Here is a 21390-nt window from a genome sequence, read left to right as displayed (position 1 = left end):
GGCCGCGTTTGAACGGTGTCTGCGGCCCGATCCGCTCTTCAGCACCGGTTCGAGAGGCTTCTTCATGGCCGACCACGCCACCCACGACGCCCAAGCACGGGCCAGCCTGCACCTCCTGGTGCGGGACATCGAGCGGGTCCGCCGACAGGTGGATGCTCTGCGTACGCTCACCGCCCAGCTCGGCAACGTGTACCGCCCGCGCCGCTCAGGTCCCTCCACGGGCTTCGTCGTCTACGGCCGGGCGCCCGCGCCCACCGTCCGCCTCGCGCAGGAGCTGCGGGACAGCGTCGAGACGCTGGTCACCGCCGCGGTGGACTTCGACCGCTCGCTCGGCTTCTCGTGGGACGCGGTCGGCTCGGCGCTCGGGGTCACCAAGCAGGCCGTGCACCGGCGCTACGGTGCCCGGCGCGCGCAGAGCGCCGAGTCCGCCGAGCGCGAGCAGCTTGCCGAGGGTACGACGACCCGGCCGCTGGGCCCCCTGCCCACGGTCCCTGCGGCCCGCTCGGTCCCGCCGCAGCCGATGCGCGAGGAATCCCAGCCCGCGGCCGCGGGCGCGTCCCGCTCCTCGGCCTTCCCGGGCCCCCGCAACGGCTGACCCACCCCGCCGCCGGGACGCCGACCCCCGACGGCCCCGCACCACCCCGCCCCCGGCGGAGCGACCCCCCGGCCGCCCCACCGGGGGCGTTCCGCGTACCCGCCGCCGCAGGGCAGATCCAGCCCGTCGGCGTTGCGCGTACCCGCGACCGCAAGGCAGATCCAGCCCGTCCGGCGTTTGAGGACCGGGTCCGGGCGGAGCCCGGTGCGCCGCCCGGCCGGCTCCGCCCGAGTGGCGGCGGGGCTCAGCCGATGTCCAGGGGGTCGATGCGGACCCGGACCGCTTCCGCCGCCGGAACGCCCCGCGCCAGCCGGGCCGCCTGGGCCGACTTCAGGGCCGCGGCCAGCGCGGCGCCGCTGCCCGGCGGGACCCGCACCAGCGCCCGCTCCCCCGCCGAAGGCTCACCGCGCCGCCCCGGCATCGGCACCGGGCCGAGGATCTCCGCATCGGCGGGGAGCCCGGCGCCGGCCAGGAAGGCCTCCACCGCCTCCCCGCGGCCGGCCACCGCCGCCATGCGGGACACCGGCGGGAAGCCGAGCTGGGCCCGCTCCGCGAGCTCCCGCACCGCATGCCCGACGGGGTCCCACCGCACCAGCGCCTGCACCGGCCGCAGCGTCGGCTCGGCGACCACGACGACCTGCCCGTCCCCCCGTACCAGCGAAGCCGCGGAGATCCACCTCCGCAGCGCGTCCTCCCCGGCCCGCAGGTCCGGCCGGGTCAGCATCGCCCAGCCGTCCAGCAGCAGTGCCGCCGCATACCCGGCGCCCGCCGCGACCGGCTCGGCGCCGGGGGTGGACACCACCAGCGCGGGCCGGTCCGGCACCTCGTCGAGCACGTGGTCGCGCCCCGAGGTCCGTACCGGCACCGCCGGAAACGCCCGCCCCAGCTCCTCGGCGGTCCGCCGGGCCCCGACCACCTGGGCCCGCAGCCGGAACGACCCGCACTCCTCGCAGTGCCACGCCGGCTCGGCCCGCCCGCACCATCCGCAGTGCAGGTCCCGCTCGTCGGGTGCCTCCAGCGGCCCCGCGCAGACCGTGCAGCGCGCGGGTGTCCGGCACCGCTCGCAGGCGAGCCGCGGCACGTAGCCGCGCCGGGGCACCTGGACCAGTACGGGCCCGGTCTTCAGCCCCTCCCGTACGGTCTCCCACGCCAGGCTCGGCAGCCGCGCGGCCCGGGCGGCGCCGTCGCGGGCCAGCAGCTCGTCGCCGACCGTCCGGATCCGCGGCGCGTACGCGCGGACAGTCTCGCGGCTCGCCACCAGCGGCCGCGCCCAGCCGGACTCCACGAGCTGGGCGGCCTCGACGGTGCAGCTCGTGCTCCCCGCGAGGAAGCCGCAGCCGTCGGTGACCGCGCGCAGTTCCAGCACCTCGCGGACGTGCGGGAAGGGGGCTCGGTCGTCGCTGTGGCTGGAGTCCCCGTCGTCCCAGACGGCGACCAGCCCGAGGTCCTGTACGGGAGCGAACATCGCGGCCCGGGTGCCGACGACGGCGCGCACCGAGCCCCGGCTGACTGCGAGCCACTGGCGGTAGCGCTTCTCGGGGCCCGACTCCGCGGTGAGCAGCGCGTGCCGCCCCTCACCGAGCAGGGCGGTGAGCGCGGCGTCGACGCGGCCGGCGGCGCGGCCGTCGGGTACGACGGCCAGGGCGCCGCGCCCGGAGGCGAGGGTGGCGGCCATGGCGCGGGCCAGCTCGTCGGCCCAGCCGGGGCCGGGCAGGGCGGTCCACACGGCGCGGGGCGTCCCGCCGGTGGCCAGGGCGCGCAGGAAGCCCGGGCCGGCGCCGTAGCGCTCCCAGCCGCCGGGCTCGGGGGCGGCGGGCGGCGGCAGCGGCTCGGGCGAGGGCTTGGCCTCGGCGCGGGCGCTGCGCGCGGGCAGGGCGAGCTGGAGCACGTCGGCCAGGCTGCCGGCGTAGCGGTCGGCGACGGCCCGCGCCAGGGCCAGCATGCGGGGGCCGAGCACCACCTCGGGCGAGACGACCTGGGCGAGGGCGGCGAGGGCTCCGTTGTAGTCGGACTCGGCCCGCCGCTCGACGATGAAGCCGTCGATGAGCCCGCCGCCCTCGCGGCGGCCGCCGTGCACCCGGTGGGAGCCGGCGCCGAAGCGGACCCGGACGCGGACGCCGGGCTGGGCGGACTCGGAGAGCTCGGCGGGAACGGCGTAGTCGAAGAGCCGGTCGAGGTGGAGCACGCCCTTGTTCACGAGGACGCGGGCAACGGGAAGTTCCTCGGCGACGGCGGCCCCGCGCCAGGTGCGGGGCTTGGCCTTGGGCGCCTTGGCCTTCGCCTCGGCGACCATCTCCCGGATCAGCGCCAGCTGCTCCGGCGGGGAATCGTTCGCGCTGCTCACACCAGCATTCTTACCAAACCCCGCTGACAGCGAAGGCATGCGAACGGCCCCGGACCAGAAGGTCCGGGGCCGTTCGGTACTTCTCGGTGCTGGGCTCGGCTACAGACCGGCGGCGGTGCGCAGGGCGTCGACGCGGTCGGTGCGCTCCCAGGTGAAGTCCGGCAGCTCACGGCCGAAGTGGCCGTAGGCGGCGGTCTGGGCGTAGATCGGGCGCAGCAGGTCGAGGTCGCGGATGATCGCGGCCGGGCGCAGGTCGAAGACCTGGGCGATGGCTTCCTCGATCTTCTGGACGTCGACCTTGGCGGTGCCGAAGGTCTCGACGAAGAGACCGACCGGCTCGGCCTTGCCGATGGCGTACGCGACCTGGACCTCGCAGCGCGAGGCGAGCCCGGCGGCGACGACGTTCTTGGCGACCCAGCGCATCGCGTACGCGGCGGAGCGGTCGACCTTGGACGGGTCCTTGCCGGAGAAGGCGCCGCCACCGTGGCGGGCCATGCCGCCGTAGGTGTCGATGATGATCTTGCGGCCGGTGAGGCCGGCGTCGCCCATCGGGCCGCCGATCTCGAAGCGGCCGGTCGGGTTGACCAGCAGGCGGTAGCCCTCGGTGTCGAGCTTGATGCCGTCCTCGATGAGCTGGGCCAGCACGTGCTCGACGACGAACTCGCGGATGTCGGGTGCGAGCAGCGAGTCCAGGTCGATGTCCGCGGCGTGCTGCGAGGACACGACGACGGTGTCGAGGCGGACGGCCTTGTCACCGTCGTACTCGATGGTGACCTGGGTCTTGCCGTCGGGGCGCAGGTACGGGATGGTCCCGTTCTTGCGGACCTCGGACAGCCGCTTGGAGAGGCGGTGCGCGATGTGGATCGGGAGCGGCATGAGCTCGGGGGTCTCGTCGCAGGCGTAGCCGAACATCAGGCCCTGGTCGCCGGCGCCCTGCTTGTCGAGCTCGTCCTCGTCGCCCTCGACGCGCTTCTCGTACGCGGTGTCGACACCCTGCGCGATGTCGGGGGACTGTGCGCCGATGGACACCGAGACGCCGCAGGAGGCGCCGTCGAAGCCCTTCTTCGAGGAGTCGTAGCCGATCTCGAGGATCTTGTCGCGTACGAGCTGGGCGATCGGCGCGTAGGCCTTGGTCGTCACCTCGCCCGCGATGTGGACGAGACCGGTGGTGATGAGGGTCTCCACGGCGACGCGCGAGGTCGGGTCCTCGGCGAGGAGCGCATCGAGGATCGTGTCGCTGATCTGGTCAGCGATTTTGTCGGGGTGACCCTCGGTGACGGACTCCGAGGTGAAAAGGCGACGGGACACAACGCTCCCTGGGGTTGCAGCGGCTGCTGGCTGATCATTGGCGGAACTTCATCGGGGGCTGCGCCCGATCACGTTCCGGATGCAGTTTATCGGTCGCCACCGTACGCCGGACCACCCGTCTCGCTCTTTGGGAGCCGTGTGACCTGCGGCACTCCATTCTTGCGCAAGGATTTGTCCGCGGAAAGAGTGCCACTCAGGCGCGTCGGAATGTGAGCCTGTCCGCGACCTGGTCCCAAATCACCGCGGCCAAAGCTTCCTTCGGACCATAGGGAACCGGAGTCTCGGCCCCGTCGGAGGCGAGGATGACCGCCTCGTTCTCCTCGGAACCGAAGGTCTTGGATTCACCCACCTCATTGACGACGAGAAGGTCACATCCCTTGCGCAGGAGTTTGGCGCGCCCATTGGCGAGCACGTCGTCCGTCTCGGCGGCGAAGCCGACCACGATCTGGCCCTCGCGGGCCCGGTCGGCGGAGATTTCGGCGAGCACGTCGGGGTTGCGTACGAGCGCGACCGGGGCGGGGTCCTCCCCGTCCTTCTTCTTGATCTTGCCGCCGGCGTATTCGGCCGGCCGGAAGTCGGCCACGGCCGCGGCCATCACGACGGCGTCGGCGTCCGCGGCCGCCTTGAGCACGGCCTCCCGCAGCTGAACGGCCGTGCCGACCCGTACGACGTCCACCCCGGCCGGGTCGGCGAGCGCGGTGTTGGCCGCGACGAGCGTGACCCGGGCGCCGCGCGCGACGGCGGTGCGGGCGAGTGCGTAGCCCTGCTTGCCGGAGGAGCGGTTGCCGAGGAAGCGGACCGGGTCGAGGGGTTCACGCGTCCCGCCGGCGCTGATCACCACGTGGCGTCCGGCGAGGTCGGGCTCGGCCGTCCCGCGCGCCAGGACCCCGCGGCACACCTCGAAGATCTCCTCGGGGTCGGGCAGCCGCCCCTTGCCGGTGTCCTTGCCGGTGAGCCGTCCGACGGCGGGCTCGATGACGACGGCTCCGCGGCGGCGCAGGGTGGCCACGTTCTCCTGGGTGGCGGGGTGCTCCCACATCTCGGTGTGCATGGCGGGGGCGAAGACCACGGGACAGCGCGCGGTGAGCAGCGTGTTGGTCAGGAGGTCGTCGGCGAGGCCGTGGGCGGCCTTGGCGAGCATGTCGGCGGTGGCCGGGGCGACGACGACGAGGTCGGCGGACTGGCCGATGCGCACGTGCGGCACCTCGTGGACGGTCTCCCAGACCTCGGTGGAGGCCGGGTTCCCGGAGAGTGCGGCCCAGGTGGCCTCGCCGACGAAGTTCAGGGACGAGGCCGTCGGCACCACCCTCACCTCGTGACCGGACTCGGTCAGCCGGCGCAGCAGCTCGCACGCCTTGTAGGCGGCGATCCCGCCGCTGACTCCCAGCACGACCTTCGGCTTACCCACCGGGCACTCCCCTTCAGGATCCATCTCACTGTGACACCTATGGGGCCTATGACACACCACAGGCCCGGCAGATGTACTGCCGGGCCTGTGGTGAAAGGAATTCCTGTGCCTTACTGAGCCGGGGCCTCGATGGCCTCGGAGGTCAGCAGACCCGCGTTGATCTCGCGCAGCGCGATCGAAAGCGGCTTCTCGTGGACGTGGGTGTCCACCAGCGGGCCGACGTACTCGAGCAGGCCCTCACCGAGCTGCGAGTAGTACGCGTTGATCTGACGCGCGCGCTTGGCCGCGTAGATCACGAGGCTGTACTTCGAGTCAGTAGCCTCGAGCAGCTCGTCGATCGGCGGGTTGATGATGCCCTCGGGCGCAGTGATGGAAGAGGACACGCTCTACCTTCCGAAGATGGGTGAAAGATTGGGCCGCCCTGGAATCGACCGATTCAAGAATCGATCAACGATCAGACAACTTCCATCAAGGCTAGCAGCTCGCGCGCCACGTCCTCGACGGAGGTGTTGACCAGGGTGGTGTCGAACTCGGACTCGGCAGCGAGTTCGATCTTGGCGGTGTCGAGCCGTCGCGCGATCACCTCCGCCGATTCGGTACCCCGGCCGGTGAGCCGGCGGACCAGTTCGTCCCAGCTCGGTGGGGCCAGGAAGACCAGCTGTGCCTCGGGCATCGACTCGCGGACGAGCCGGGCGCCCTGGAGGTCGATCTCCAGCAGGACCGGTTCGCCGTTCTCCAGGCGTTCCAGCACTGCGCCGCGCGGTGTGCCGTAGCGGTTGCCCGCGAACTCGGCCCACTCCAGCAGCTCGCCATTGGCGATCAGCTTGTCGAACTCGTCGTCGTTGACGAAGAAGTACTGGACTCCGTGTCGCTCACCGGGCCGCGGCTTGCGGGTGGTGGCCGACACCGAGAGCCAGACCTCGGGGTGAACCTTGCGCATATGCGCGACGACCGTGCTCTTGCCGACCCCCGAAGGGCCGGAGAGCACGGTCAGCCGCGGACGAACCTCTGCTGCCATAGAGCGATTATCCAGCTTCTCGGGACTGCCTGAGAACGCCGGGAGCCCTTCAGGTGGCGCGTCAGCCGGCAGGAGTGCCGAACTCACGCTCCAGAGAGGCGATCTGGTTGGAGCCGAGACCTCGAACACGCCGGGACTCGGAGATGCCGAGGCGCTCCATGATCTGCTTGGCGCGCACCTTGCCCACGCCAGGCAGGGACTCCAGCAGGGCGGAGACCTTCATCTTTCCGATGACGTCGTTCTCCTGGCCCGTCTTGATGACCTCTTGGAGCGAGGCGCCGGAATGCTTGAGTCGATTCTTCACCTCGGCCCGCTCCCGGCGAGCCGCGGCGGCCTTTTCGAGCGCGGCTGCGCGCTGTTCAGGGGTAAGGGGCGGAAGAGCCACGCCTACGTCACCTCGGATGTCGAACTGTCGGATACGGACCAGTGGGGAGCCCGAAGGCACCACACCAGGCGAGTGCCCGAACAACGGTTGTGCTCGATCGTTGTTCGTTCGCTCTGGTCGGAGACTAGCGGCCATGACCGCTCCAGTCAGCGAGAACGGACGAAAAGTCCTGGTCAGCCTCCACTGAACCGTACATCACGGACAAACCACCCTGGTTTTGTCCGAGGAAAGACGTTCGAATTTCGTCAGGTGATGCGATGAGCCCGCCCGACGGCTTCCCGGAAAGACCCGAAACCGCGCGACTACGCCGCGACGGCCGCGCGGATCTCGTCCGCGAACTGCTTCGCCGAGGCGCGCAGCGCGGCCGCGTCCGGGCCGTGCTTCAGGACGCCGCGCGACACGTTGGGCACGACGTTGCGCACGGCCGCGCCGAAGACCGCCGGGAGGTCGGCCGCCGTCGCGCCCTGTGCACCGATGCCCGGGGCCAGCAGCGGCCCGTTGATGTCCAGGTCGAAGGAGGACAGATCGCCGAGCGTGGCGCCCACCACGGCCCCGAAGGAGCCCATCGGGGAGGCGTCGGCGTTCTCCGCCGCCAGGTGCGCCAGCATCGTCGCGCCGATCGACAGGCCGTCGGTCCGCACCGCCCGCTGGACCTCCGCGCCCTCCGGGTTGGAGGTGAGGGCCAGCACGAACAGCCCCGCCCCCGACTCGCGCGCCAGGTCCACGGCCGGCTTCAGCGAGCCGTAGCCCAGGTACGGGGAGACCGTCAGCGCGTCCGAGAACAGCGGCGAGGACGGGTCCAGGAAGGCGGCGGCGTAGGCGGCCATCGTCGAGCCGATGTCGCCCCGCTTGGCGTCCATCACGACCAGGGCCCCCGCGGCCCGCGCGTCCGCGACGGTCTGCTCCAGGACCGCGACGCCCTTCGACCCGAACCGCTCGAAGAAGGCGGCCTGCGGCTTGAAGACCGCCACCGAGTCGGCCAGCGCCTCCACGACGGTGCGGGAGAAGCGCTCCAGGCCCGCGATGTCGTCCTCCAGGCCCCAGGAGGCCAGCAGGGCGGCGTGCGGGTCGATGCCCACGCACAGCGGGCCTCGGGTGTCCATCGCCTCGCGGAGGCGGGTGCCGAACGGGGTCACGGCGCTCACGGTCACTGCGCGGCCTTTCGGGTCTCGGCGCCCACCGCGTCGGCGAGCGTCTCGTACGGGCTGGCGGCCAGCCGTGCGGCCAGCCCCTTGTGGATGGCGCGGGCGTAGAACGGGCCCTCGTAGATGAAGGCGCTGTAGCCCTGGATCAGGGTCGCGCCGGCCAGGATCCGCTGCCAGGCGTCCTCGGCGTTCTCGATGCCTCCGACTCCCACCAGTACCAGCCGGTCCCCCACGCGGCCGTAGAGGCGCCTCAGGACCTCCAGCGAGCGCTCCTTGACCGGGGCGCCGGACAGGCCGCCCGTCTCCTTCACCAGGGAAGGCTCGGAGCGCAGGCCCAGGCCCTCGCGCGCGATCGTCGTGTTGGTGGCGATGATGCCGTCCAGGCCCAGCTCCAGCGCGAGGTCGGCGACCGCGTCGACGTCCTCGTCGGCGAGGTCCGGCGCGATCTTGACGAGCAGCGGGACCCGGCGGTCCGTGACCACTCGGTCCGCGGCCTCGCGTACGGCGGTCAGCAGCGGGCGCAGGGACTCGGTGGCCTGGAGGTTGCGCAGGCCGGGGGTGTTCGGGGAGGAGACGTTCACGACGAGGTAGTCGGCGTGGCGGGCGAGGCGCTCGGTCGAGGCGACGTAGTCCGCGGCGGCTTCCTCCTCCGGGACGACCTTCGTCTTGCCGATGTTGACGCCGACGACCGTCTTGAAGACCGGCGTACGGGTGGCCAGGCGCTCGGCGACGGCGGCCGAGCCCTCGTTGTTGAAGCCCATGCGGTTGATCAGCGCGCGGTCCGGCACCAGCCGGAAGAGGCGCTTCTTCGGGTTGCCCGGCTGCGCCTGGGCGGTGACCGTGCCGATCTCGATGTGGTCGAAGCCGAGCATCGACATGCCGTCGATGGCGACGGCGTTCTTGTCGAAGCCCGCCGCGAGGCCGAAGGGGCCGTGCATCCGCAGGCCGAGCGCCTCGGTGCGCAGGGACGCGTGGCGCGGGGCCAGGGCGGCCGCCACGAAGGTGCGCAGCACGGGCGTGCGGGCCGCGAGGCGGATCCAGCGGAAGGCCATGTAGTGGGCCTGCTCCGGGTCCATCCGCTTGAAGACCAGGTTGAAGAAGAGTTTGTACATCGTCAGTCGAATCCTCGTGCGCTCATGAAGAGGGGGACACCCGTCGCATCAGCGAATCCGGTGTCCCCCTCCCCGTGTCCGGGCTGTAAGGGCTGCTAGTCGCGGGCCGCGGTCAGGTGCTCCGCGTGCTCCTGGAGCGAGCGGACCCCGACGTCGCCGCGGTTGAGCGCGTCGATGCCCTGGACGGCCGCGGCGAGCGCCTGGACCGTCGTCAGGCACGGGACGCTGCGCGCCACGGCCGCCGTGCGGATCTCGTAGCCGTCGAGGCGGCCGCCGGTGCCGTACGGGGTGTTGACGATCAGGTCGACCTGGCCGTCGTGGATCAGCTGGACGATGGTCTTCTCGCCGTCCGGGCCCTCGCCCTCGCTGAGCTTGCGCACCACGGTGGCGTTGATGCCGTTGCGGCGCAGCACCTCGGCGGTGCCGGAGGTCGCGAGCAGCTCGAAGCCGTGGGCGACGAGCTCGCGCGCCGGGAAGATCATCGAGCGCTTGTCGCGGTTGGCGACGGAGATGAAGGCGCGGCCCTTGGTGGGCAGCGGGCCGTAGGCGCCGGCCTGCGACTTGGCGTACGCCGTGCCGAAGACGGAGTCGATGCCCATGACCTCGCCGGTGGAGCGCATCTCCGGGCCGAGGACGGTGTCCACGCCGCGGCCGTGGATGTCGCGGAAGCGCGACCACGGCATGACGGCCTCCTTGACGGAGATCGGCGCGTCGAGCGGCAGGGTGCCGCCGTCGCCGGTCCTGGGCAGCATGCCCTCGGCGCGCAGCTCGGCGATGGTGGTGCCGAGCGAGATGCGGGCGGCGGCCTTCGCGAGCGGGACGGCGGTCGCCTTCGAGGTGAAGGGGACGGTCCGGGAGGCGCGCGGGTTGGCCTCCAGCACGTAGAGGATGTCACCCGCCATCGCGAACTGGATGTTGATCAGGCCGCGGACGCCGACGCCCTTGGCGATGGCCTCGGTGGAGGCGCGCAGGCGCTTGATGTCGTAGCCGCCGAGGGTGATCGGGGGCAGGGCGCAGGCCGAGTCGCCGGAGTGGATGCCGGCTTCCTCGATGTGCTCCATGACGCCGCCGAGGTAGAGCTCGGTGCCGTCGTAGAGGGCGTCTACGTCGATCTCGATCGCGTCGTCGAGGAAGCGGTCGACCAGCACGGGGCGGGTCGGGGAGATCTCGGTGGACTCGGCGATGTACGACTCCAGCCGCGCCTCGTCGTAGACGATCTCCATGCCGCGGCCGCCGAGCACGTACGACGGACGGACGAGGACGGGGTAGCCGATCTCGTCGGCGATGGCCTTGGCACCGGTGAAGGTGGTGGCCGTGCCGTGCTTGGGGGCCGGCAGGCCGGCCTCGGCGAGGACCTGGCCGAAGGCGCCGCGGTCCTCGGCGGCGTGGATGGCCTCCGGGGAGGTGCCGACGACGGGGACGCCGTTGTCCTTGAGCGCCTGGGCGAGACCGAGGGGGGTCTGGCCGCCGAGCTGGACGACGACACCGGCGATCGGGCCGGCGAGGGACTCGGCGTGGACGATCTCCAGCACGTCTTCGAGCGTGAGCGGCTCGAAGTACAGGCGGTCGGAGGTGTCGTAGTCGGTGGAGACGGTCTCCGGGTTGCAGTTGACCATCACGGTCTCGTAGCCGGCGTCGCTGAGCGCGAAGGAGGCGTGGACGCAGGAGTAGTCGAACTCGATGCCCTGGCCGATGCGGTTCGGGCCGGAGCCCAGGATGATGACCGCGGGCTTGGTGCGCGGGGCGACCTCGGACTCCTCGTCGTACGAGGAGTAGAAGTACGGGGTCTTCGCGGCGAACTCGGCGGCGCAGGTGTCGACCGTCTTGTAGACCGGGCGGACGCCGAGCGCGTGGCGGACCTCGCGGACGACGTCCTCGCGCAGACCGCGGATCTCGGCGATCTGGGCGTCGGAGAAGCCGTGGCGCTTGGCCTCGGCGAGGAGCTCGGGGTGGAGCTTCTCGGCGGCGGCCAGCTCGTCGGCGATCTCCTTGATCAGGAAGAGCTGGTCGACGAACCAGGGGTCGATCTTCGTGGACTCGAAGACCTCTTCCTGGGTGGCGCCGGCGCGGATGGCCTGCATGACGGTGTTGATGCGGCCGTCGGTCGGGCGGACCGCGGTGGCGAGGAGCTCGGCCTTGTCGCCGACCGGGCCGACGAAGGTGAACTGCGAGCCCTTCTTCTCCAGGGAGCGCAGGGCCTTCTGGAGGGCCTCGGTGAAGTTGCGGCCGATGGCCATGGCCTCGCCCACCGACTTCATGGTGGTGGTGAGGGTGGAGTCGGCGAGCGGGAACTTCTCGAAGGCGAAGCGCGGGGCCTTGACGACGACGTAGTCGAGGGTCGGCTCGAAGGAGGCCGGGGTCTTCTCGGTGATGTCGTTGGGGACCTCGTCGAGCGTGTAGCCGATGGCCAGCTTGGCGGCGATCTTGGCGATCGGGAAGCCGGTGGCCTTCGACGCGAGCGCCGAGGAGCGCGAGACGCGGGGGTTCATCTCGATGACGATGACGCGGCCGTCGACCGGGTCGATCGCGAACTGGATGTTGCAGCCGCCGGTGTCGACGCCGACCTCGCGGATGATCGCGATGCCGATGTCGCGCAGCCGCTGGTACTCGCGGTCGGTGAGCGTCATCGCCGGGGCGACGGTGATCGAGTCACCGGTGTGCACGCCCATCGGGTCGAAGTTCTCGATGGAGCAGACGACGACCACGTTGTCCTTGGTGTCGCGCATCAGCTCCAGCTCGTACTCCTTCCAGCCGAGGATGGACTCCTCCAGGAGCACCTCGGTGGTCGGGGAGAGCGTCAGGCCCTGGCCGGCGATGCGGCGCAGCTCTTCCTCGTCGTGGGCGAAGCCGGAGCCGGCGCCGCCCATGGTGAAGGAGGGGCGCACGACGACGGGGTAGCCGCCGAGGGTGTCGACGCCCTTGATGACGTCGTCCATCGAGTGGCAGATGACCGAGCGGGCGGACTCGCCGTAGCCGATCTTGGCCTTGACGGCCTCGACGACGCCCTTGAAGAGGTCGCGGTCCTCGCCCTTGTTGATGGCCTCGACGTTGGCGCCGATGAGCTCGACGCCGTACTTCTCCAGCACACCCTGCTCGTGCATGGAGATGGCGGTGTTCAGCGCGGTCTGGCCGCCGAGGGTCGGGAGCAGCGCGTCGGGGCGCTCCTTCGCGATGATCTTCTCGACGAACTCGGGGGTGATCGGCTCGACGTACGTGGCGTCGGCGATCTCCGGGTCGGTCATGATCGTCGCGGGGTTGGAGTTCACCAGGATGACCCGCAGGCCCTCGGCCTTGAGGATGCGGCAGGCCTGGGTGCCGGAGTAGTCGAACTCGGCGGCCTGGCCGATGACGATCGGGCCGGAGCCGATGACCAGGACGGACTGGATATCGGTGCGCTTAGGCACGCTCGGCCTCCATCAGGGATACGAAACGGTCGAAGAGGTAGGCGGCGTCGTGGGGGCCGGCTGCCGCTTCGGGGTGGTACTGGACGCTGAAGGCCGGCTGGTCGAGCAGCTGGAGGCCTTCCACCACGTTGTCGTTGAGGCAGACGTGGGAGACCTCGGCGCGGCCGTAGGCGGTCTCGGAGACCTTGTCGAGGGGCGCGTCCACGGCGAAGCCGTGGTTGTGCGCGGTGACCTCGACCTTGCCGGTGGTGCGGTCCTGGACCGGCTGGTTGATGCCGCGGTGCCCGTACTTCAGCTTGTACGTGCCGAAGCCGAGCGCGCGGCCCAGGATCTGGTTGCCGAAGCAGATGCCGAAGAGCGGGGTCCTGCGCTCCAGGACGCCCTGCATGACGGCGACGGGGCCGTCGGCGGTGGCCGGGTCGCCCGGGCCGTTGGAGAAGAACACGCCGTCGGGGTTGACCGCGTAGACGTCCTCGACGGTGGCGGTGGCGGGGAGCACGTGCACCTCGATGCCGCGCTCGGCCATCCGGTGCGGGGTCATGCCCTTGATGCCGAGGTCCACGGCGGCCACGGTGAACTTCTTCTCGCCGATGGCGGGGACGACGTACGTCTCCTTGGTGGCGACCTCGGCGGAGAGGTCGGCGCCCTTCATCTGCGGGGCTTCCAGGACACGGGCCAGCAGCGCCGCGTCGTCGGCGAGGCTCTCGCCGGAGAAGATGCCGACGCGCATGGCGCCGCGCTCGCGCAGGTGGCGGGTCAGGGCGCGGGTGTCGATGCCGGAGATGCCGACGACGCCCTGCTTGACCAGTTCCTCGTCCAGCGAGCGCTGCGAGCGCCAGTTGGACGGGACGCGGGCGGGGTCGCGTACGACGTACCCGGCCACCCAGATGCGGGAGGACTCGGGGTCCTCGTCGTTGACGCCGGTGTTGCCCACGTGCGGGGCGGTCATCACGACGACCTGCCGGTGGTACGACGGGTCGGTGAGGGTCTCCTGGTAGCCGGTCATGCCGGTGGAGAACACGGCCTCGCCGAAGGTCTCCCCCACAGCGCCGTAGGCGCGGCCGCGGAAGATCCGACCGTCCTCCAGGACGAGTACGGCGGGAGCTTTGGCTGCTCCCCTGGTGGAGGTCGTCATCGTTCGGCGCCTTCCGTCGTGATGGATGAGTTCTGTGTTACTAGCGTGTCGATGCTTCGAACCCAGGCGGCGTGTTCGGCCGCGCGGTCGGAGCGGAATCCGGAGTCGATCAGCCTGTCGCCGTGCGCCCATGTGACGACGAGCAGACCGCCCTCGGTGAGTACCTTGCCCGCGATTCCCTTGTCGAGGCGGGCGCCGCGCAGTTGCGCGGCCGGTACGAAGAAGTCGGTGGCACCCGGACGGACCACGTCGAGGCCCGCGTCGGTGAGCGTGAGCTCGACCCGGCTGCGGACGCCCAGACCATGGGCGACGATCCGGTCGAGCCACTGCCCTGCGGTGGTGGACCCGTGGTACCGGCCGGTCAGCGCCAGCCGGTGCGCGGGGAGACCGCCGGGGGCGACGGGCAGCTCCGGCAGATCGCTCTGCAGGGTGCCGCGCCATTTCCAGCCCTGCCGCATCAGCCAGTACACGAAGGCGATGAAGGCGAGCAGACCGATCACCCACGCGATGCGGGCACCCCAGTCCGTCACCTCCGCCGACTGTCGTTCGGCGGCCTCGGCGGCCAGTTGGATTACTGCAGGTGTCACGCCAGCTTCCCGTCCACGACCGTTGCCCGGCCCCGCAGGAAGGTGTGAGTGACGCGACCCGGCAGCTCACGGCCCTCGTAAGGCGTGTTGCGGCTGCGGGAGGCGAAGTGTGCGGGGTCCACGGGTCCACGGTACGAGGTATCGACCAAGGTCAGGTTCGCGGGTTCACCTGCCGAGACGGGCCGGCCGTGGTTCTCCAGGCTGCCGATGCGCGCCGGAGCGTGGGACATGCGCTCCGCGACGCCCGCCCAGTCGAGCAGTCCGGTCTCCACCATCGTCTGCTGGACGACGGACAGCGCGGTCTCCAGGCCCACCATGCCCATGGCGGCGGCGGCCCACTCGCAGTCCTTGTCCTCGTGCGGGTGCGGGGCGTGGTCGGTGGCGACGATGTCGATCGTGCCGTCGGCGAGCGCCTCGCGCAGGGCCATGACGTCGCGCTCGGTGCGCAGCGGCGGGTTGACCTTGTAGACCGGGTTGTACGAGCGGACCAGCTCGTCGGTGAGGAGCAGGTGGTGCGGGGTGACCTCGGCGGTCACGTCGATGCCGCGGGACTTGGCCCAGCGGACGATCTCGACGGAGCCCGCGGTGGACAGGTGGCAGATGTGCACGCGGGAGCCGACGTGCTCGGCGAGCAGGACGTCGCGGGCGATGATCGACTCCTCGGCGACGGCCGGCCAGCCGCCGAGGCCCAGCTCGGCCGAGACGATGCCCTCGTTCATCTGGGCGCCCTCGGTCAGGCGGGGCTCCTGGGCGTGCTGGGCGACGACGCCGCCGAAGGCCTTCACGTACTCCAGGGCGCGGCGCATGATCACCGCGTCGTCGACGCACTTGCCGTCGTCGGAGAAGACGGTGACGCGGGCGGCGGACTCGTGCATGGCGCCCAGCTCGGAGAGCTGCTTGCCCTCCAGGCCCACGGTGACGGCGCCGATCGGCTGCACGTCGCAGTAGCCGGACTCCTTGCCCAGGCGCCAGACCTGCTCGACGACGCCGGCGGTGTCGGCGACGGGGAAGGTGTTCGCCATGGCGAAGACGGCGGTGTAGCCGCCGGAGGCGGCGGCGCGGGTGCCGGTGAGGACGGTCTCGGAGTCCTCGCGGCCCGGCTCGCGCAGGTGGGTGTGCAGGTCGACGAGGCCCGGGAGGAGGATCTGGCCCCCGGCCTCGATGACGGTCGCGTCGCCGGCGTCCAGGTTCGCGCCCACGGCGGCGATGGTCTCGCCGTCGATCAGGACGTCCTGGACGTCGCCACCGAGTACCTTCGCGCCACGGATAAGGATCTTGCTCATCTTTACTTGCTCTCCTCGGTGCGGGGCGTGCTGGTGGTGGTGACGGCGGGCTCGGATCCCCCGAGCAGCAGGTACAGGACGGCCATCCGGATGGAGACGCCGTTGGCGACCTGCTCGACGACCGTGCAGCGGTCGGAGTCGGCGACCTCGGCGGTGATCTCCATGCCGCGGACCATCGGGCCGGGGTGCATGACGATGGCGTGCTCCGGCATCCGCGCCATGCGGGCGCCGTCCAGGCCGTAGCGGCGGGAGTACTCGCGCTCGGTCGGGAAGAAGGCCGCGTTCATGCGCTCGCGCTGGACGCGCAGCATCATGACCGCGTCGGACTTCGGCAGTGCGTCGTCGAGGCTGTACGAGATCTCGCACGGCCAGGTCTCGACGCCGACCGGTACCAGGGTGGGCGGTGCCACCAGGGTCACCTCGGCGCCGAGGGTGTGCAGCAGCTGGACGTTGGAGCGGGCGACCCGGCTGTGCAGGACGTCGCCGACGATGGTGATGCGGCGGCCGTCCAGGTCCTTGCCGAGCCCGGCGTCCTTGCCGACCAGGCGGCGGCGCATGGTGAAGGCGTCGAGCAGGGCCTGGGTGGGGTGCTCGTGGGTCCCGTCACCGGCGTTGATGACCGGGGCGTCGATCCAGCCGGAGGTCGCGAGCCGGTAGGGGGCGCCGGAGGCGTGGTGCCTGATGACGACCGCGTCGACGCCCATGGCCTCCAGGGTCTGGGCGGTGTCCTTGAGGGACTCGCCCTTGGAGACGCTGGAGCCCTTCGCCGCGAAGTTGATCACATCGGCGGACAGGCGCTTCTCGGCGGCTTCGAAGGAGATCCGGGTGCGGGTGGAGTCCTCGAAGAAGAGGTTGCAGATCGTGCGGCCGCGCAGGGTCGGCAGCTTCTTTATCGGCCGGTCCGCGACGCGTGCCATCTCCTCGGCGGTGTCGAGGATGAGGACGGCGTCGTCGCGCGTGAGATCGGCGGCCGAGATGAGGTGGCGCTTCATCTGGGTGCTCCGTAAGTCGGGGAGGGCAGAGAGCCGGGCTGGCTGGAGGTACGGGCAGGGCAGGCTGCGGCGCGGACCCGGGGGCCCGTGGCGCGTGCGGGCTAGAGCCCGGCTGCCCGGTCGGTCCGCTGGCCGAGCAGTACGGCGTCCCGGCCGTCCTCCTCCTGGAGCAGGACCTTGACGGTCTCCCGCAACGACGTGGGGAGGTTCTTGCCGACGTAGTCGGCGCGGATCGGCAGCTCGCGGTGGCCGCGGTCGACGAGGACGGCGAGCTGCACGGCGCGGGGGCGGCCGATGTCGCCGAGGGCGTCGAGGGCGGCGCGGATGGTGCGCCCGGAGAAGAGCACGTCGTCGACGAGGACCACGAGGCGGCCGTCGATGTCGTCGCCGGGGATCTCGGTGCGGCCGATCGCGCGGGCGGGCTTCATCCGCAGGTCGTCGCGGTACATGGTGATGTCGAGGGAGCCGACCGGGATCTTCGTACCGGTGATCTCTTCGAGCTTGGCGGCCAGCCGGCGGGCCAGGTACACACCGCGGGTGGGAATGCCGAGGAGCACCACGTCGTCGGCGCCCTTGGCGCGTTCGACGATCTCGTGGGCGATGCGGGTCAGGACCCGGGCGATGTCCTGTGCGTCGAGTACGGGACGCACGGCATCGGAGAGCCCAGAGCTCTGGGCAGCGTTCTGAGTGTCCATGAAAAGGACCTCCTTCTCCGCCTCACGGGACGGACCTTAAAGGACGTCTGATGTACGCGTTCCACGGTACCAGGGAGAATCCGGCGAAACTGCATCGGGGCTGGCCGGAGCCCCTCTAAGAGGGGGTTGGTGACCATTCGGCTTGACGCACCCAAGTAACGCTGCGTAACCTCACAGTGAGTTACCAGCCGCGCGGCGGAGCCGCTCGTCGTCACAGCGTCCGGGAGCCTTATGTCCAGCGAATACGCCAAACAGCTCGGGGCCAAGCTCCGCGCCATCCGCACCCAGCAGGGCCTTTCCCTCCACGGTGTCGAGGAGAAGTCCCAGGGCCGGTGGAAGGCCGTAGTGGTCGGTTCTTACGAGCGCGGGGACCGCGCCGTGACCGTCCAGCGCCTTGCCGAGCTGGCGGACTTCTACGGGGTGCCGGTTCAGGAACTGCTGCCGGGGACGACTCCCGGCGGGGCTGCCGAGCCGCCGCCGAAGCTGCGCCTCGACCTGGAGCGCCTGGCCCACGTACCCGCCGAGAAGGCCGGACCGCTGCAGCGTTACGCCGCGACGATCCAGAGCCAGCGCGGCGACTACAACGGCAAGGTGCTGTCGATCCGCCAGGACGACCTGCGCACCCTCGCCGTCATTTACGACCAGTCCCCCTCGGTCCTGACCGAGCAGCTCATCAGCTGGGGAGTCCTGGACGCCGATGCCCGTCGCGCCGTGGCGCACGAGGACATCTAGTCCCTGGGCCCTGGACCAGCAGAAACGTTACCGGTGGGTGCCGGGAGAGCCGAGAGGCTCCCGGTGCCCGCCGGTTTTTTCGTACCCGCGCTCTCCCGCCGCACGGCCGCGCATGACGGAAGGGCCCGCAGCGCGTGCGCGTGCGCTGCGGGCCCTTCCGTATGAAGCGTGAAGCGGTGCGCGCGTCAGCTCTCGCTGCGGCGCAGGTTCGGCTTCAGGTCCTTGAACCGGCCGAGCAGTCCGTTCACGAACGAGGGCGACTCGTCCGTCGAGAACTCCTTGGCCAGCTGGACGGCCTCGTCGATGGCCACGGCGTCCGGGGTGTCGTCCACCCAGATCAGCTCGTACGCACCGAGGCGCACGATGTTCCGGTCCGCGACCGGCATGCGGTCGAGGTCCCAGTCCACGGCGTAGGTGATGATCAGGTCGTCGATGCGGTCCACCTTGTCGGCGTACCCCTCGACGAGATCCATCGTGAAGGCGCTGACCGGCGGCTGCCGGTCGTCCGACCTCGCGTGGCGGATCCAGTCCGCGAGGACCTCGCGCACGGACACCCCGCGCTGGTCGGCCTCGAACAGGATCTGGAAAGCGCGCTTGCGCGCGTTGCTCCGGGCAGCCACGGTTAGCTGTTCACCCGGCCGAGGTAGTCGCTGGTGCGGGTGTCGACCTTGACCTTCTCGCCCGTGTTGACGAAGAGCGGGACCTGGATCTCGTGGCCGGTCTCCAGGCGCGCCGGCTTGGTGCCGCCGGTGGAGCGGTCGCCCTGGACGCCCGGGTCGGTGTGCTCGATGACGAGCTCGACGGCGGCCGGGAGCTCGATGTAGAGCACCTCGCCCTCGTGGCGGGCCACGGAGGCGGTGAAGCCCTCGATCAGGAAGTTGGCGGCGTCGCCGACGGCCTTCTTGTCGACCATGAGCTGGTCGTAGGTCTCCATGTCCATGAAGACGAAGTACTCGCCGTCCATGTACGAGAACTGCATGTCGCGGCGGTCGATGGTGGCCGTCTCGACCTTCGTGCCGGCGTTGAACGTCTTGTCGACGACCTTGCCGGACATCACGCTCTTCAGCTTGGTGCGCACGAAGGCCGGGCCCTTGCCGGGCTTGACGTGCTGGAACTCGACGACGGACCAGAGCTGGCCCCCGTCGAGCTTCAGCACCATGCCGTTCTTGAGGTCGTTCGTGGAAGCCACGGTTGCGGAATCTCCTGCACTGGAAGACCACGGGTGCGCGCACAGTCCGCCACGGCGGACTAGAGCGCGAGCAGCTCCTTGGTCGTAATGGTGAGTAGCTCGGGACCGCCGTCCGCCTCGGGGCGTACGACGAGCGTGTCATCGATCCGGACACCTCCCCGGCCCGGGAGGTGAACCCCCGGTTCGACGGTGACCGGCACGCAAGCGTCCAGTTTACCCATTGCCGTAGGTGCAAGCTGCGGGTCCTCGTCGATTTCGAGGCCGACGCCGTGTCCGGTCCACGGAGCGAGGGCCTCCCCGTGACCCGCCGAGTCGAGTACGGAACGCGCGGCATGGTCCACATCGCGGTAGGCGGCGCCGGGCAGCAGGGCTTCCCGGCCGGCCCGCTGGGCGGCGAAGACCAGGTCGTACAGCTCGATCTGCCAGTCGGCGGGGGTGGTGCCGATCACGAAGGTACGTCCGATCTCACACCGGTAGCCGCGGTAGTTCGCCCCCAGGCAGACGGAGAGGAAGTCGCCCTCCTCCACCCGCCGGTCGGAGGGCCGGTGGCGGGAGCGGCCCGAGTGCGGCCCGGTGCCGACGGAGGTCGGGAACGCGGGGCCGTCGGCCCCGTGGTCGACGAGGCGGCGCTCCAGCTCCAGGGCCAGGTGCCGCTCGGTGCGGCCCACGAGGATCGACTCCAGGAGCTCTCCCAGGGCCTGGTCGGCGATCTCCGCGGCGATCCGCAGGCAGGCGATCTCCTCCTCGTCCTTGACGAGGCGCTGCTGCTCGACGGCCGTACCGAGGTCCGTGAGGCGCAGCCTGGGCGCGACGGACCCCAGGGCGCGGTGGCGTCCGACGGTGAGGTGGTGCTCCTCGACGGCGAGGGAATCGGCCCGCGCGGAGGCCGCCATGTCGGCGGCCGCGACGGCCGGATCGCCGCCGGGGGCCGCCAGCACGGAGAGCCGCAGCCGCTCGTCGAGGCGTCCTTCGTCGGCCTCCCCGGTGGGCGGGCCGGCGCAGAACAGCATGTCCTCGCCGCCCGGTCCGACCAGCAGTACGGCGCCCAGCGGTGACGCCCCGGAGAGGTAGCGGACGTTCGCCGGACGCGTGATCAGTGCGGCGGCGTTCCCCGCGGCGGCACAGCGGTCGCGAAGCAGGCCCCGGCGGGCCGCGTACACGTCTGACATGTTTTCGAGCCTACGAGCGCACGGCGCATCCGGCCTGGTGAGCGCGTCCGGACGGGGCGGGGCGGGCGCCGGGCGGGACCCTCGGCGGCCGTCGTCCCGGCATCACCAGGGCGGGGGCGCCGTGATGGCCCTGGCCAGGGCCTCGTCGAGGGCGCGGGCGGTGCCTTCGACGTCGAGGTGCGAGTTGTCGATGATCGGCAGCCCGGAGCCGTACCAGCCCGCCATGCGGCCGTGGATCCGCGCGACCTCCTCGTCGGAGAGCCTGCGGTTGCCGGAGCGGGCCGCGTTGCGCTCCAGGACGATCTCCAGGCCCGGCAGCAGCACCACGGGGAGCAGGGCGGGGCCCACGTGGCGCTTCCAGCCGCCGAGACCGACCACCGGCCGGTCGGGGAAGACGGCGTCGTCGAGGATGCAGGAGATGCCGTTCGCGAGGAAGTTGCGGGCGGCGAAGCCGCAGGTGCGGCGGGCGAGGCGGTACTGGGCCTCGGAGTGGTCGTTCCAGCCCGCCTGCGGGTCGGCGAAGCCCGAGCACACCCATTCACGTACGTCGTCCAGGCTGACGTGCGCGGTGGGGACGGGGCGGGTGCCGGCCCAGTGCCGGGCCACCGTGGTCTTGCCCGCCCCGGCGGGGCCGATGAGCAGGACGGCCAGCGTGGCCCCGCCGGTCCCCGGGACCGCGGGCGGCAGCGGGATGTGCCCGGTGGCCCCGTCGGGGGTCGGCGCGGCCATCGCGGCGGGCGCCATCGGCGCGTGCTGTACGGGTGGCGCGGACGCCGGCACGGGAGGCACCGGCCAGCCCTGCGCAGGGGGTATCGGCGGCTGCGGGGGCGCCGCCGGGTGCTGACCCGACGGCTCCCAACCCCCGCCACCCACTCCATGCTGCATCCGG

General features: G+C 71.3%; 20 protein-coding genes. 2 read left to right on the top strand and 18 right to left on the bottom strand.

The features are described from left to right. Positions 1-64 precede the first annotated feature (64 nt). On the top strand, positions 65-595 hold the full coding sequence (locus AB0M99_RS09490) for a hypothetical protein (RefSeq protein ID WP_365918310.1): 531 nt from the start codon (positions 65-67) through the stop codon (positions 593-595). A 244-nt stretch (positions 596-839) separates the two neighbouring features. On the opposite strand, the gene AB0M99_RS09485 is transcribed toward AB0M99_RS09490, so the two are convergent. The 14 genes from AB0M99_RS09485 to pyrR all read right to left on the bottom strand — a co-directional run bounded on the left by AB0M99_RS09485 (position 840) and on the right by pyrR (position 17411). Further along, positions 840-2978, bottom strand: coding sequence for a primosomal protein N' (locus AB0M99_RS09485; RefSeq protein WP_365918308.1), 2139 nt, complete (start codon positions 2976-2978; stop codon positions 840-842). A gap of 60 nt (positions 2979-3038) precedes the next feature. Then, a complete protein-coding gene (gene metK / locus AB0M99_RS09480; RefSeq protein WP_365918306.1) occupies positions 3039-4247 on the bottom strand; it encodes a methionine adenosyltransferase in 1209 nt (402 codons plus the stop codon). A gap of 193 nt (positions 4248-4440) precedes the next feature. Next, a complete protein-coding gene (coaBC, locus tag AB0M99_RS09475) occupies positions 4441-5655 on the bottom strand; it encodes a bifunctional phosphopantothenoylcysteine decarboxylase/phosphopantothenate--cysteine ligase CoaBC (RefSeq protein WP_365918304.1) in 1215 nt (404 codons plus the stop codon). A 110-nt stretch (positions 5656-5765) separates the two neighbouring features. Next, positions 5766-6038 carry a DNA-directed RNA polymerase subunit omega gene (gene rpoZ, locus AB0M99_RS09470; RefSeq protein WP_004948662.1) on the bottom strand — a complete coding sequence of 91 codons (273 nt, stop codon included), beginning with the start codon at positions 6036-6038 and terminating at the stop codon, positions 5766-5768. Positions 6039-6109: 71 nt separating this feature from the next. Further along, on the bottom strand, positions 6110-6673 hold the full coding sequence (gene gmk / locus AB0M99_RS09465; protein ID WP_365918302.1) for a guanylate kinase: 564 nt from the start codon (positions 6671-6673) through the stop codon (positions 6110-6112). A 61-nt stretch (positions 6674-6734) separates the two neighbouring features. Continuing rightward, a complete protein-coding gene (locus AB0M99_RS09460; protein WP_008740406.1) occupies positions 6735-7058 on the bottom strand; it encodes an integration host factor in 324 nt (107 codons plus the stop codon). A 302-nt stretch (positions 7059-7360) separates the two neighbouring features. Further along, positions 7361-8203, bottom strand: coding sequence for an orotidine-5'-phosphate decarboxylase (gene pyrF / locus AB0M99_RS09455; protein ID WP_365918300.1), 843 nt, complete (start codon positions 8201-8203; stop codon positions 7361-7363). A 2-nt stretch (positions 8204-8205) separates the two neighbouring features. After that, complete coding sequence (locus AB0M99_RS09450; protein WP_365918298.1) at positions 8206-9315, bottom strand: quinone-dependent dihydroorotate dehydrogenase; 1110 nt, start codon at positions 9313-9315, stop codon at positions 8206-8208. Positions 9316-9410: 95 nt separating this feature from the next. Further along, the gene (gene carB, locus AB0M99_RS09445) at positions 9411-12719 is read right to left on the bottom strand and encodes a carbamoyl-phosphate synthase large subunit (RefSeq protein ID WP_365918296.1); all 3309 of its coding nucleotides are present in this window, start codon (positions 12717-12719) and stop codon (positions 9411-9413) included. After that, positions 12712-13854: a glutamine-hydrolyzing carbamoyl-phosphate synthase small subunit gene (gene carA / locus AB0M99_RS09440; protein ID WP_365918294.1), complete on the bottom strand. Its 1143-nt coding sequence runs from the start codon at positions 13852-13854 to the stop codon at positions 12712-12714. Before carA ends, carB begins: the two co-directional genes overlap by 8 nt. Beyond that, on the bottom strand, positions 13851-14441 hold the full coding sequence (locus AB0M99_RS09435; RefSeq protein WP_365918292.1) for a hypothetical protein: 591 nt from the start codon (positions 14439-14441) through the stop codon (positions 13851-13853). Before AB0M99_RS09435 ends, carA begins: the two co-directional genes overlap by 4 nt. After that, a complete protein-coding gene (locus AB0M99_RS09430; RefSeq protein ID WP_365918290.1) occupies positions 14438-15724 on the bottom strand; it encodes a dihydroorotase in 1287 nt (428 codons plus the stop codon). The genes AB0M99_RS09435 and AB0M99_RS09430 overlap by 4 nt, the downstream gene beginning before the upstream one ends. 2 nt (positions 15725-15726) lie before the next feature. After that, entirely contained in the window at positions 15727-16716 is a 990-nt protein-coding gene (locus tag AB0M99_RS09425) for an aspartate carbamoyltransferase catalytic subunit (protein ID WP_365918288.1), read from the bottom strand. A gap of 101 nt (positions 16717-16817) precedes the next feature. After that, positions 16818-17411, bottom strand: a complete 594-nt coding sequence (pyrR, locus tag AB0M99_RS09420) for a bifunctional pyr operon transcriptional regulator/uracil phosphoribosyltransferase PyrR (protein ID WP_365918286.1) — start codon at positions 17409-17411, stop codon at positions 16818-16820. Between the two features lie 231 nt (positions 17412-17642). On the opposite strand from pyrR, the gene bldD reads away from it, so the two are divergent. Further along, on the top strand, positions 17643-18143 hold the full coding sequence (gene bldD / locus AB0M99_RS09415) for a transcriptional regulator BldD (protein WP_069929708.1): 501 nt from the start codon (positions 17643-17645) through the stop codon (positions 18141-18143). A gap of 185 nt (positions 18144-18328) precedes the next feature. On the opposite strand, the gene nusB is transcribed toward bldD, so the two are convergent. From nusB to AB0M99_RS09395, 4 genes are all read right to left on the bottom strand, one after another. Then, positions 18329-18763, bottom strand: a complete 435-nt coding sequence (gene nusB / locus AB0M99_RS09410; RefSeq protein WP_365918283.1) for a transcription antitermination factor NusB — start codon at positions 18761-18763, stop codon at positions 18329-18331. A gap of 2 nt (positions 18764-18765) precedes the next feature. Then, complete coding sequence (gene efp, locus AB0M99_RS09405) at positions 18766-19332, bottom strand: elongation factor P (RefSeq protein WP_365918281.1); 567 nt, start codon at positions 19330-19332, stop codon at positions 18766-18768. A gap of 59 nt (positions 19333-19391) precedes the next feature. Then, on the bottom strand, positions 19392-20501 hold the full coding sequence (locus AB0M99_RS09400) for an aminopeptidase P family protein (RefSeq protein ID WP_365918279.1): 1110 nt from the start codon (positions 20499-20501) through the stop codon (positions 19392-19394). 102 nt (positions 20502-20603) lie between these two features. Further along, positions 20604-21386, bottom strand: a complete 783-nt coding sequence (locus tag AB0M99_RS09395) for an AAA family ATPase (RefSeq protein ID WP_365918277.1) — start codon at positions 21384-21386, stop codon at positions 20604-20606. Between the last annotated feature and the right edge of the window lie 4 nt (positions 21387-21390).

Source organism: Streptomyces sp. NPDC051183, assembly GCF_040682455.1.
Taxonomy (GTDB): Bacteria; Actinomycetota; Actinomycetes; order Streptomycetales; family Streptomycetaceae; genus Streptomyces.
The sequence above is the reverse complement of the archived record's forward strand: the minus strand, read 5'-3'. Positions and strand labels throughout refer to the sequence as shown.

Coding starts and splice junctions, on each gene's coding strand:
- AB0M99_RS09490 (WP_365918310.1), top strand. CDS start 65: ATGGCCGACCACGCCACCCACGACGCCCAAGCACGGGCCAGCCTGCAC.
- AB0M99_RS09485 (WP_365918308.1), bottom strand. CDS start 2,978: ATGCCTTCGCTGTCAGCGGGGTTTGGTAAGAATGCTGGTGTGAGCAGC.
- gmk (WP_365918302.1), bottom strand. CDS start 6,673: ATGGCAGCAGAGGTTCGTCCGCGGCTGACCGTGCTCTCCGGCCCTTCG.
- AB0M99_RS09450 (WP_365918298.1), bottom strand. CDS start 9,315: ATGTACAAACTCTTCTTCAACCTGGTCTTCAAGCGGATGGACCCGGAG.
- carA (WP_365918294.1), bottom strand. CDS start 13,854: ATGACGACCTCCACCAGGGGAGCAGCCAAAGCTCCCGCCGTACTCGTC.
- AB0M99_RS09430 (WP_365918290.1), bottom strand. CDS start 15,724: ATGAGCAAGATCCTTATCCGTGGCGCGAAGGTACTCGGTGGCGACGTC.
- AB0M99_RS09425 (WP_365918288.1), bottom strand. CDS start 16,716: ATGAAGCGCCACCTCATCTCGGCCGCCGATCTCACGCGCGACGACGCC.
- pyrR (WP_365918286.1), bottom strand. CDS start 17,411: ATGGACACTCAGAACGCTGCCCAGAGCTCTGGGCTCTCCGATGCCGTG.
- bldD (WP_069929708.1), top strand. CDS start 17,643: ATGTCCAGCGAATACGCCAAACAGCTCGGGGCCAAGCTCCGCGCCATC.
- AB0M99_RS09400 (WP_365918279.1), bottom strand. CDS start 20,501: ATGTCAGACGTGTACGCGGCCCGCCGGGGCCTGCTTCGCGACCGCTGT.
- AB0M99_RS09395 (WP_365918277.1), bottom strand. CDS start 21,386: ATGCAGCATGGAGTGGGTGGCGGGGGTTGGGAGCCGTCGGGTCAGCAC.